14 protein-coding genes and 1 pseudogene are annotated in these 10,855 nt (G+C 61.3%); 6 read left to right on the top strand and 9 right to left on the bottom strand.

The genetic code is table 11. The features are described from left to right. Positions 1 to 8 precede the first annotated feature (8 nt). On the top strand, positions 9 to 440 hold the full coding sequence (locus tag ACI3KQ_RS13155) for a DUF488 family protein (RefSeq protein ID WP_404958296.1): 432 nt from the start codon (positions 9 to 11) through the stop codon (positions 438 to 440). Between the two features lie 3 nt (positions 441 to 443). On the opposite strand, the gene ACI3KQ_RS13160 is transcribed toward ACI3KQ_RS13155, so the two are convergent. The 4 genes from ACI3KQ_RS13160 to ACI3KQ_RS13175 all read right to left on the bottom strand — a co-directional run bounded on the left by ACI3KQ_RS13160 (position 444) and on the right by ACI3KQ_RS13175 (position 4,601). Continuing rightward, positions 444 to 1,196, bottom strand: a complete 753-nt coding sequence (locus tag ACI3KQ_RS13160) for a TIGR02186 family protein (RefSeq protein ID WP_404958298.1) — start codon at positions 1,194 to 1,196, stop codon at positions 444 to 446. An 8-nt stretch (positions 1,197 to 1,204) separates the two neighbouring features. Beyond that, entirely contained in the window at positions 1,205 to 2,119 is a 915-nt protein-coding gene (locus tag ACI3KQ_RS13165) for a sulfite exporter TauE/SafE family protein (protein WP_404958300.1), read from the bottom strand. Positions 2,120 to 2,176: 57 nt separating this feature from the next. Then, positions 2,177 to 2,716, bottom strand: a complete 540-nt coding sequence (locus ACI3KQ_RS13170) for a hypothetical protein (RefSeq protein ID WP_404958302.1) — start codon at positions 2,714 to 2,716, stop codon at positions 2,177 to 2,179. Between the two features lie 508 nt (positions 2,717 to 3,224). Next, a complete protein-coding gene (locus tag ACI3KQ_RS13175) occupies positions 3,225 to 4,601 on the bottom strand; it encodes a glycosyl transferase family protein (RefSeq protein WP_404958333.1) in 1,377 nt (458 codons plus the stop codon). 333 nt (positions 4,602 to 4,934) lie between these two features. Between ACI3KQ_RS13175 and ACI3KQ_RS13180 the strand changes: the two genes are divergently transcribed. The 5 genes from ACI3KQ_RS13180 (at position 4,935) to ACI3KQ_RS13200 (ending at position 8,668) form a co-directional block, all read left to right on the top strand. After that, a complete protein-coding gene (locus ACI3KQ_RS13180; protein WP_404958304.1) occupies positions 4,935 to 5,114 on the top strand; it encodes a hypothetical protein in 180 nt (59 codons plus the stop codon). A 94-nt stretch (positions 5,115 to 5,208) separates the two neighbouring features. Beyond that, complete coding sequence (locus tag ACI3KQ_RS13185) at positions 5,209 to 5,541, top strand: hypothetical protein (RefSeq protein ID WP_404958306.1); 333 nt, start codon at positions 5,209 to 5,211, stop codon at positions 5,539 to 5,541. A gap of 140 nt (positions 5,542 to 5,681) precedes the next feature. Continuing rightward, on the top strand, positions 5,682 to 6,881 hold the full coding sequence (sucC, locus tag ACI3KQ_RS13190) for an ADP-forming succinate--CoA ligase subunit beta (protein ID WP_404958308.1): 1,200 nt from the start codon (positions 5,682 to 5,684) through the stop codon (positions 6,879 to 6,881). A 111-nt stretch (positions 6,882 to 6,992) separates the two neighbouring features. Continuing rightward, positions 6,993 to 7,742 (top strand): electron transfer flavoprotein subunit beta/FixA family protein, encoded by a 750-nt coding sequence (locus tag ACI3KQ_RS13195; RefSeq protein ID WP_404958310.1) that lies wholly within the window; start codon positions 6,993 to 6,995, stop codon positions 7,740 to 7,742. Beyond that, complete coding sequence (locus ACI3KQ_RS13200; protein ID WP_404958312.1) at positions 7,739 to 8,668, top strand: electron transfer flavoprotein subunit alpha/FixB family protein; 930 nt, start codon at positions 7,739 to 7,741, stop codon at positions 8,666 to 8,668. The genes ACI3KQ_RS13195 and ACI3KQ_RS13200 overlap by 4 nt, the downstream gene beginning before the upstream one ends. Positions 8,669 to 8,722: 54 nt before the next feature. Here the strand turns inward: ACI3KQ_RS13200 and ACI3KQ_RS13205 are convergent, their stop codons facing one another. The 5 genes and pseudogenes from ACI3KQ_RS13205 to ACI3KQ_RS13225 all read right to left on the bottom strand — a co-directional run. Continuing rightward, on the bottom strand, positions 8,723 to 9,061 hold the full coding sequence (locus ACI3KQ_RS13205) for a glycine zipper 2TM domain-containing protein (RefSeq protein WP_404958314.1): 339 nt from the start codon (positions 9,059 to 9,061) through the stop codon (positions 8,723 to 8,725). A gap of 199 nt (positions 9,062 to 9,260) precedes the next feature. Further along, positions 9,261 to 9,470 (bottom strand): hypothetical protein, encoded by a 210-nt coding sequence (locus ACI3KQ_RS13210; protein ID WP_404958316.1) that lies wholly within the window; start codon positions 9,468 to 9,470, stop codon positions 9,261 to 9,263. Positions 9,471 to 9,682: 212 nt separating this feature from the next. Next, positions 9,683 to 9,883, bottom strand: coding sequence for a hypothetical protein (locus tag ACI3KQ_RS13215; protein WP_404958317.1), 201 nt, complete (start codon positions 9,881 to 9,883; stop codon positions 9,683 to 9,685). A 71-nt stretch (positions 9,884 to 9,954) separates the two neighbouring features. Further along, entirely contained in the window at positions 9,955 to 10,167 is a 213-nt protein-coding gene (locus ACI3KQ_RS13220; RefSeq protein WP_167301845.1) for a cold-shock protein, read from the bottom strand. A 178-nt stretch (positions 10,168 to 10,345) separates the two neighbouring features. Then, positions 10,346 to 10,855: pseudogene (locus ACI3KQ_RS13225) on the bottom strand (hypothetical protein); the annotation flags it as partial.

Genomic DNA, 10,855 nt, shown 5'->3' on the forward strand with positions numbered 1-10,855 from the left:
TTTGCTGTATGCGGATTTTCACGATTGGATATGAGGGCGCGACCCAGGCGGAGGTCATCGCCGCTCTGCAGGAGGCGGGAGTGACGCTGCTGGCCGACGTCAGGGCCGTGCCATTGTCCCGGCGGCCCGGCTTTTCCAAGAATATTTTGGCGGCCGGGCTTCGCGAGGCGGGCATCGACTATGTGGGCTTGAAAGCGTTGGGAACGCCGCCTGAGGGCCGGGAGGCCGCGCGCAAGGGCGATCATGTGAAGCTGCGGGAGATTTATACAGCGCAGCTTGATCTGCCGGAGGCGGTGGTCGCGTCCGAGCAGCTTCGGGAGATGGCGGCTGAGCGGCCGACTGCGCTCTTGTGTTTTGAACGGGAGGCGAGCGCCTGTCATCGGTCGCTTTTACTGGAAATGCTGTTTGCGGAGGACGAGCGGGTCGATCTTAATCCCTGAGGCCTAGAACCGGCGTGCGATCGCTCCGGCGGCCCAGCCCATTCCGACCGCCAGAGCTATGGCGGTCAAGCCATATAGAAACGGCCACTGTTCTGCCGCCACCGCCATGAACTGTTCAAAACCGGATTTGCGGATGGTGATGTCCCGGACTGCGGCGGCCACAACGCGGCCATCCTGCACCAGGAAGGTTTCGGCAGTGTAGTCACCCACAATCACCCGTGCCGACAAGGGTAAGCGGGCGCGGTACAGAACGCCCCCGGTGATTTCCACCGTGCCAGCACGCTCGACATACAGCCCAGCGCGTTCCCTAAGGTCGATCAGCCCCGCCTGGAACCGATCGAGTTCCGCGCTTTCATTGAGAGAGGAGGGGGATAGCTGGAGCTTTTCAACGCCCATTTCGTAAATCGCGGCGGTGCGCTGGTCCACGACCTGTTCGATGGGGCGGGAGGACGCCATCGCGTAGAAACTGGGTGCGGACCGGAAGCGGGCTGTGTCTGCATTGATCCAGATGCCAGCCACTTTTTGCTTTTCACGTATCGTGATCGATTGGTCGGGACCTTTCAGGACGACCAGAATATCGGCGGGCTTTTTGGGTTGCCGCCCATCAGGGTAGACGATGGCCCCAAATAGCAGCAGGTCCGCACCGGTGAAGCTGTACTGAATTTCCACTTCGCGCTGCGATACGTCGGGCACCAATATGGGCTGGTCTGCGGCGCTCAGCAACAGCAGCGCTGGCCCGAGCCATAGTGGACGCATGCGGCGATTCAATTGACTTCGACCGTATAGATTTCGTCTGGCCGGAATCCCAAGCCCAGCGCCATGCGCGCCGCCACCAGGAGGACGATCGAGGCGAGAAGAATTCGCAGATATTCGGGCCGCACTTTCATGGAAATGCGCGTGCCGATCTGCGCGCCCGTGACGCTGCCGATCAGCAACAGCAGCGCGAGCACCAGATCGACCGCCTTCGTTGTCATGGCATGCATCATCGTCGTCGCCATGGTCACGAACAAAATCTGAAACAGGGACGTGCCAACCACCGATTGGGTCGTCATCCCCAGAAGATAGAGCATGGCAGGCACCAGGATGAAGCCGCCGCCCACGCCCAGCAACATCGTCAATATGCCCGTGGCCATACCGAGCAGCAGCGGCGCTAGCGGAGAAATATACAGGCCCGAACGGTAGAAGCGCCAACGCATCGGTAATGCTGAAACGAGCGGATGATGACGCCGCTTGCGCGCTGCTGGCCGCTTTCCGGTCTTGAGCGCGATGAGCGCCTGAATAGATTCCTTCGCCATCAGCATTCCGATGCCACCCAGCATCAGGACATAGAGAATGCCGATCATGGTATCGATCTGGCCCAGGGCCTGGAACAGGCGAAACAGGAAAACACCGATCACCGCTCCGACAATGCCGCCGGCGGTCAACACGCCGCCCATGCGCACATCCACCGTTCCCCGCGCCATGTGCGTAAACACGCCAGAGACACTTGCGCCGGTCACCTGGCTTGCGGCGGAAGCTGCGGCCACCGTCGGCGGGATGCCATAGAAGATGAGGAGCGGCGTTGTCAGGAAACCGCCGCCCACGCCGAACATGCCCGACAATAGGCCGACCACGCCACCCAGGGCGATGATCACCAGTGCGTTGACCGACAGGTTGGCGACGGGGAGGTAAAGATCCATTGAGCCATGGAGTTAAGCCCAATGCGCGGCGAGATAAAGGCGGTGCGCGTCAGATGATCAAAAATCAGCACCCAGGGTCACGGCCAGGCCGGATGGTGGAGCGGCGTGACCGGCAACGCGCGATCGCCATTCCAGGCTCAAACGGGTGGCCAACCGCGGTAACGGCAGTCGCAGCTGTATTTCGGGTCCTATGTCCAGCCTTTCGACGCTGGGTTGCGCGCCTCCTGAAATGCTGGCCCCCAGCTTGAGAGGCGACTTCGCAATCGGGATCAGGAGCGAAAACTTGCCGTCGGCAAACAGATCGCGTGCGCGAAAGCCGACCACGCCGCCCTGAGCATAAGCTTCAGCTTCCAATCCGGGCAGAAGCTGCGTCGGTCCAAATCCCCCGACGGCCAGCAGGGCATTGGCGTCCCGCGCGCCCCGGCCCGCCGCGATCCTGCGTTCCGCTGCAAATGTAATTGATAACGTCCTGATCGGTTGCCAGCTGACGCCCAAGGCCGACTCAGGTGAGGCAGGGCTGTTCAGCGCGGCGCTGAAACGTCCATATGCCGTGATGCGACCCTGCGCGTGAGGCGTGAGATCATAGTCCAGTCGCATACCCGCCTGCGATCCGCCCAACCGACCTATGGGTGCGGCATCCGCTGACGTGGAACTACCTTCGCGCCACAGCGTCCATGCGCTGCCCCGCCATCTGGTGCTTTGACCGGGATTTGCCGATGCAGCCGAAATGCCGGGTGGAAGGGCCGGTGAAGGGATGAAGGCATCGCCTGGCCTGGCATCATGATATGCCAGAAAACTGCTTTGAACCGCTGTTGGAACGGGCAGCGATGATCGACGGCGGAGCCTTATTGGCTTGGGCGACAGTGCATCCAGCAAAAGAGGATGTGGTCGTTGGTGGAGAAGAGGGATCGGGTTACGCGACGCTATATGCCGGAATGTTCCGTTCATCCCGGCAAATGATGGGGTCCGTGTGTCGGGTGCAGGGCTGACGGGCGGGTCCAGCCCTTCATTCATCGCGCTGAAGAAACGGACCGCCGCCCAACTGCTCATCAGCAGGACAAAGAAGCGAACCGGGCGACCGCTATTATTTGTTCTCATGCGGACCTTATATTGGTGGGAAGCGGTGCTGTGTCTTTTCCCAAACCAGCGATTTGCCGAACAGCGAATCGAGATAGCGGGAAACGGCGCGCCGGGCCGCAAACAAGGAGATTAAATTGGCCAGGAAGGTTCGGGGAATTGCGCCTAATCCATAGCGCCAGCCATAATCCCGGCTGACAAAGGCGACGCGCATGGCAACGCGCCAGGATAAGAAGGCGAAGTTCAGCCAGAGAAGCAGTTCGACGGTTGGAGAAGGCCGATAGGCGTCCCCCAAGCCGAACCAGGCCCCGACCTGAAGAATCCACCAAAGCAGAAATGCGATATAGGCGGCAAACAGGATGAAGGCGGCCAGTGCAGCACGCCGATCGCGAATTCGCATCCACCATTCGGTGGGTCCGCCGTGCCAACCCATCCGGTCCCATCCCGCCAACGAAATCCCGATGATCCAACGCGCTTTCTGCCGAACGGCGGCGTGCAGGCTGTCAGGGAAATATTCCCGAGTGGCGACCAGTTGTCCGTCGCTGTCGCGCATGCGGATGAAAACGCCGCGACCGCCCATGTCGGCAATACGCAGGCCAACCTCATAATCTTCTGTGAGGGAAGCGGGATCGAACGGACCGCCATTGCCCGGATCGACCATTTTTTCCAAAATGTCGCGGTCAAAGGCGCAAGCTACTCCGGCCGAAGGCATGGAAGCTCCCATCGCTTCGCGGACAGTCAGGGACTTTCCGTGGCTTTCGGCAAATTCGTCACAGTAATGATTGGCGATAGCCCGTGCCCACCAGCTGCCTTGCCCAGGAAGCGGAAGGACCGGCAATTGAACCAGCGGGAACCGATCGATCATGAGGTCGAACAGGCGGATTTCGTCGGCATGAACCACATCTTCGGCATCGTGAAGGGCGATAGCCTTGAATCGGCAGCCGGTGTGACCTTCCTCCTGTAGCATGGTACGCCATAGCAGGTTCAGGCAATCAGCCTTCGTCGTGGGGCCGGGCTTTTCATTGACGCAAAGGATGAGGCGCGGCTCATTCTTGGCGACTTGGGCAACGGCGTCTAGCGTGGCCTCGTCATTCGGATAGACGCCGACAAAAATGCGATATTGGCCTATTTTCCATTGCGCCAAAGCATTGCGGAGCATGGGGCCGATGACATCCGCTTCACCCCAGGCGGGAACGAAGATGGCGATCCGGCCGGGGTTGGACGATTTGGGCAGCGTTGCCGTGGTCATCCGGGAATGCCGCGAATAAACGGTGAAATTGCGCCACCATCGACGACACAAGAAAACTACGTCCACGAGAAAATCGTCTATGCCGCCCACTGCAAGGCCCACGACCGCGAACAGCAGAATCTCATGATGAATGATCGCCAGAGTGGCGACCAGCATTTCCCCCATGATGACGCCCCCCTGATGGAGTGGCGCGGTTGCCACCATCAGACCGGGGTTTCAATTATATTTTGGCCTTTTCTTAAAAAAGACAAATAGTTGCCTGCCACGTAAGGCGGGGTGAGGCATGTTATCGATGGACTTGAATGGGCAAAGTTGTGCTCATAGTCCCGGCCCCCAGGCTCATTTTTCTCGCTGGAATGCTCCTCTGGCGCGTCGGGACGAATCGCTAGGGCTTGGAGCGACTGCTATGGTCGCTTTGCCATAATGACGACTCGCGAAGAGTCGCGGCATCCCGCCAATGTCTTTAAACGACAAGATAGGAGGGTGTGAATGACCGGAGAGAAGGACGTGAACTATCTTCTGCGCAGGCAGCAGGTTTCTCTGATCCGCGCGCAGCTGAGTCGGTCGCAACAGGGAAAGATCGCCTATGAAAGTCTCGCGCGCGGCTATTCCGATCAAATTGACGCTTATCGGCGGGAAAATGCACGGCTTGTGAATCTCGCGCACTGATCTTCCGCTAAAATCCGTAGTGAACGAGTTCTGCCAGGGCGCGGACTCTCAACCGTTTACGCTGCGTTCAGGCTTTGGAAGCCATGGGCGGGTCATGACAGTCCGATCTTTCCATATTCTTGGTTGCCTGCTTCCTGCGGCGCTTCTCCTTGGCTCTTGTGCGACGCTGTCGCCTGAAGCGCGTTTGCGCGCTGGCCTGACGGATGCCGGTCTGCCCCCAGTGACCGCCGGGTGCATGGCGGAAAGGATGGCCGACCGCCTTAGCCTGGCGCAGCTCAGACGTGTCCAGTCACTAGCCTCTCTCCGCAACTCACACATGGGGGCTCTGTCGGTCGATCGTTTCCTGCACAAACTGCGGGCGATCGAGGATCCTGAAATATTTATCGTGACCAGCAAAGCGGCCATTGCGTGCACGCTGCTAGGGTGATTCTGCAATAAACCGGTCAGGCAGGTCAAATCCATTTGGCAATTTTGCAAAGTGATTTTGCGAAATGGCGCTGGAGTCCCGGATGGGCCTGTGCTTTAGCCGCTGAAACAGCTTTTCAGGCGAAAGGACGGGCCGGGCCCATGAACATTCACGAATATCAGGCCAAGGAACTTCTGGCGAAATATGGTGCGCCGGTTGCTGCCGGCCACGCCGCCTTCACGGTTGAAGAAGCCGTCGAAGCCGCCAAGAAGTTGCCGGGGCCGCTCTATGTCGTGAAGTCGCAGATCCACGCCGGTGGCCGCGGCAAGGGCAAGTTCAAGGAACTTGGCGCAGAAGCAAAGGGCGGCGTCCGCCTGGCCTTCAACCTGGACGAGGTGAAGGCGCATGCCACCGACATGCTGGGCAATACGCTGGTCACCATCCAGACCGGTGACGCGGGCAAGCAGGTCAATCGTCTCTATGTCACCGACGGCGCGGACATCGCGAAGGAATTCTACCTGGCGCTGCTGGTCGATCGTGCAAGCAGCCGGATCGCTTTTGTCGTATCGACCGAAGGTGGTATGGACATTGAAGAGGTCGCTCACTCGACCCCGGAAAAAATCCACACCTTTGGTGTCGACCCCGCCACGGGCTTCATGCCGCATCACGGTCGTTCGGTCGCTGCCGCTTTGGGCCTGACTGGTGATCAGGCGAAGCAGGCCGCCAAGGTTGCGTCCTCGCTCTATGCCGCGTTCCTCGACACCGACGCCGAGCAGATCGAAGTCAATCCTCTGGCGCTGACCGAGCAGGGCAACCTGCTGGTGCTGGACGCCAAGGTGGGTTTTGACGGTAACGCGATGTTCCGTCACAAGGACATTGCCGAGTTGCGCGACCTGACCGAGGAAGATCCGGCCGAAGTCGAAGCGAGCGAATATGACCTCGCCTACATCAAGCTGGACGGCAACATCGGTTGCATGGTGAACGGCGCTGGCCTGGCCATGGCGACGATGGACATCATCAAGCTGAACGGCGAATTCCCCGCCAACTTCCTGGACGTCGGCGGCGGCGCCAATAAGGAGAAGGTGACCGCGGCCTTCAAGATCATCCTGAAGGACCCGGCGGTGAAGGGCATTCTCGTCAACATCTTCGGTGGCATCATGAAGTGCGACATCATTGCCGAGGGCATCGTCGCCGCCGCCAAGGAAGTTGACCTGTCGGTTCCTCTGGTCGTTCGCCTGGAAGGCACGAACGTCCAGCAGGGCAAGGACATTCTGGCCTCGTCCGGCCTCGCCATCGTCCCTGCGGACGACCTGGGCGACGCGGCAAAGAAGATCGTGGCGGAAGTGAGGAAGGCAGCCTGAGGCACTTTCCAGCCATTTGAACAAACACCATGGGGCGCAGGCGGTCTTTAGGGGGCGCCTGCGTCCTTGCCCGCATATGCGGGCTGTGGCCTGAAACGAAAGGATGTTGCGATGAAGATCCTTGTGCCCGTGAAGCGGGTCATTGACTATAATGTGAAGCCGCGTGTGAAGGCGGATGGGACGGGCGTTGATCTGGCGAACGTCAAGATGAGCATGAACCCATTTGACGAGATCGCGGTCGAGGAAGCCATCCGCCTGAAGGAAAAGGGCGTGGCGACCGAGGTTGTGGCGGTGTCGATCGGCGTTGCCAAGGCGCAGGAAACGCTGCGCACGGCGCTGGCCATGGGCGCGGATCGCGCGATCCTGATCCAGACCGATGACGAAGTCGAACCGCTGGGCGTCGCGAAGCTGCTCGCCAAGGTGCAGGAAGAGGAAGGCGCTGGCCTGATCATCCTGGGCAAGCAGGCGATCGATGATGACAGCAACCAGACCGGCCAGATGCTGGCGGCGCTGCTGAACCTGCCGCAGGGCACCTTCGCGTCGAAGGTCGAAGTTGAAGGCGACAAGGTCAGCGTGACCCGCGAAGTCGATGGCGGCCTGGAGACGGTAAAGCTCAATGTCCCCGCGATCGTCACCACCGACCTGCGCTTGAATGAGCCGCGCTATGCTTCGCTGCCCAACATCATGAAGGCGAAGAGCAAGCCGCTTAGCACCAAGACGCCCGCCGATTATGGCGTGGACATTTCGCCGCGCCTCGAAACGCTCAAGGTGAGCGAACCCGCCAAGCGGTCCGCTGGCGTCAAGGTTGCCGATGTCGATGAACTGGTCGCGAAGCTCAAGGCTCTGGGAGTTGCCGCATGAAGACGCTTGTCTGGGTTGAACATGAGGGCGGCGCCGTCAAGGACGCGACCCTTTCCGCCGTCACCGCTGCTGCAAAGCTGGGTGAAGTGCATCTGCTGGTCGCTGGCGCAGGTGTCGGCGGCGTGGGCGAGGCGGCTGCGAAGATCGCTGGCGTGGGCAAGGTCCATGTCGCCGATGACGCGGCCTTCGGTCATGCTTTGCCGGAAAATGTCGCGCCGCTGGTCGTTGAGCTGATGGGCAGCCATGACGCGTTCGTCGCGCCCGCCACCAGCAACGGCAAGAATATCGCGCCGCGCGTCGCGGCTCTGCTGGACGTCATGCAGATCAGCGACATCCTGTCGGTCGAGAGCGAAGACACGTTCACGCGGCCCATCTATGCAGGCAACGCGATCGCGACGGTCAAGTCGAAGGATGCCAAGAAGGTGATCACCGTGCGCGGCACCGCCTTTGAGAAGGCGGCGCGCGAGGGTGGTTCGGGTGCGGTGGAAGCGGTTGCTTCGACCGGCGACAAGGGGCTCAGCAGCTTCGTCGGCGCCGAGATCGCCAAGCAGGAGCGGCCGGAACTGACGTCTGCCAAGATCATCGTGTCGGGTGGCCGTGCGCTGAAGGATGGGCCGACCTTTGAAGAGGTCATCTATCCGCTGGCGGACAAGCTGGGCGCAGCGGTTGGTGCGAGCCGTGCTGCGGTCGATGCGGGCTATGTGCCGAACGATTATCAGGTTGGGCAGACAGGCAAGATCGTCGCTCCCGAAGTCTATATTGCCGTGGGTATTTCCGGCGCGATCCAGCATCTGGCGGGGATGAAGGATTCCAAGACCATCATCGCCATCAACAAGGATGAGGATGCGCCGATCTTCCAGGTGGCGGACATCGGTCTGGTCGGCGATCTGTTCAAGATCGTGCCGGAGTTGACGGGCAAGCTCTAAATCTCAGTTGGATAAACTGAAAAGGGCGCGGTTGTGATGGCCGCGCCCTTTTTGTTATTCGCAGCGTACGTCGTTGCGATCGATCGCGCGACCGGCGAGGGCGCCGCCGCCTGCGCCGATGATTGTGCCGAGCGTTTTCGATCCGCCAGGCGCGATGATGTTGCCCAGAACGCCCCCCGCAATTGCGCCGACAATCGTGCCGGTGGTGCCGTCGTCGCGTTTGCAATAATAGCGGCCGTCGGCGTCGCGGTAGATGTAATCATTGTCATTAATCTGGCGACCGGAATAGGTGCCTGCGGGACGGTTATAGCCGTAGCGGTCGCCATAGCCATTGGTGCAGGCCATCAGCGGTAGCGCCAGCAGCGCGGCGGTGAGGATGGGGGTAGGCTTCATTTCTCTCTCCTTTTTTGACGCCCCTGCGACGGATAACCCCCGTGGAGGCGGGAAGTTGCGTAAGCGGAATGGATGATTTTGTGCTGCGAAGAGCAGGCCGCCCGCCAACGGTTCCACGCTAAAGGGGGGAAAAGCGCGGGCCGGGGCGGGCGGGTTCCAGCGGCTGAGGGAGCGCCGCTGGGAGAAGGTGGTTAGACCGTCAGAGCGACGAGGATGCGCGATCCTGTGGCATTGACGTGACGGGTGGGGTCATGGCGCCGTTGGTGCTGGCTGAGCGGTTGGACATGTCGTGGCGAACCTGCTGATAGCGGTTGGCGAGGTCGTCCTTGAACTCGGTCAGCTTGCCTTCGTCATAGAGCTTCTTGCCGACGTAGCCAGCGATTGCGCCGAAGATGAGGGTACGGATCATGGTGGGAAACTCCTTGGTCAAAATGCCGTTGGTTGCGGAATTTGAAGGAGTAACGGGCGGCTGCCCGTGGAGTTCCCGCAGCATGTGAACGAGGCGACGGGGTGCGCCGGATGACCGGCAAGATGAGGGAGCGGAATCTCAGCCCACTCGGATCAGGCCAGCCCGGATCAGCCCCGCTCGGATCACCCCCGCTCGGTTCGGGTCCGCCCGGATCAGGCCAGTTCGGCAGCAGCGGCGGCGGCGGTGGCGGCTTCGCGGCGGGCGCGGTTGCGGTCGGCGAGGTCCTGGCGTTCAGCCATGGCGAGGAAGCCGGCTTCCGAACGCAGGCAGCGGTCGCGGACATTGGCGAGAGTGGCGGCGTCCGCTTCGGTGCGGGCCTGGGCGGCGAGGCCGCGATAGTCGGGATGTGTCATATGTGCGCTCCTTGTTCGGGGGAAGCGTCCGGGCGCCACCGAAATGGCGCCCGAACGAACAGCGCAACCGCTTATTCGGCGTGCTGGAGGTTCACAGCCGCCATCTTGCCGCGACGATCTTCTTCCAGATCGTAGGAAACGCGGTCCTTTTCGCGCAGCGTGGTCAGGCCAGCGCGCTCAACGGCGGTGATGTGAACGAACGCGTCCGCGCCGCCATTGTCGGGGGCGATGAAGCCATAGCCCTTGTCGGCGTTGAAAAACTTGACGGTTCCGGTGATGCTCATGGGTAGTTCCTTCTTTCGTACGGCCTGTCCCGTGTGGACGGGCCGGGTGCTAGAGGGGCAGGGAAAGAAGGAGTTTAGGGCCGCAAAGCGCCGAAAGACCGTCGATTTGCGACTGTAGCGCCGCCTTTATAGGCGTCGGCGGGCGGAATAGCAAATCGGCGGCCGATGCGCGCGGCCATCACCCCGCTTCCTCCAACGCCGTGAAGCCGAAAAAGGCGTCCCGCGCCAATGCGGCGGCGATTTCATAGGGGCGGCGCTGGGCTTCATCCAGCGCGGCCAGGGCTTCGCTTTCCTGTGGGGTCAGGTCGCGCTCATAACCGTCTATGTCGTAGATTGCGTCGCTTTCTTCGCCGTCGAATCCGGGCGGGGCGGGATAGTCGGTGCGCAAGGCTTCGCGTTCGTCATCCCACCATGCGCCGCGCAGGCGGGCGGCGGCTTCGTCTGGCGGAAGGGTGGCGCGATCGACCAGCGGCGGGCGAAGTTCACACCGTTCATGGAAGGGGTGGGCCTGACCCGCATTGGCCCCCTTTTTCCCGTCGTGCAGCGCCATGCGTGCGGCGATGAACAGCGCGGCGGACGCGCCCGGCGACAGGGCGGTGGCGGTGGATTCGATGTTGTCCGGCAAAGCGGGGTCGAGCGCGGCGATGTCGGCCAGGGCCTGCGCATCCATGGGCGGGTCGATGGGGTG

Origin of the sequence: Sphingobium sp. ZW T5_29 (genome assembly GCF_044987515.1) — a bacterium.
In the GTDB taxonomy this organism is placed as follows: Bacteria; Pseudomonadota; Alphaproteobacteria; order Sphingomonadales; family Sphingomonadaceae; genus Sphingobium.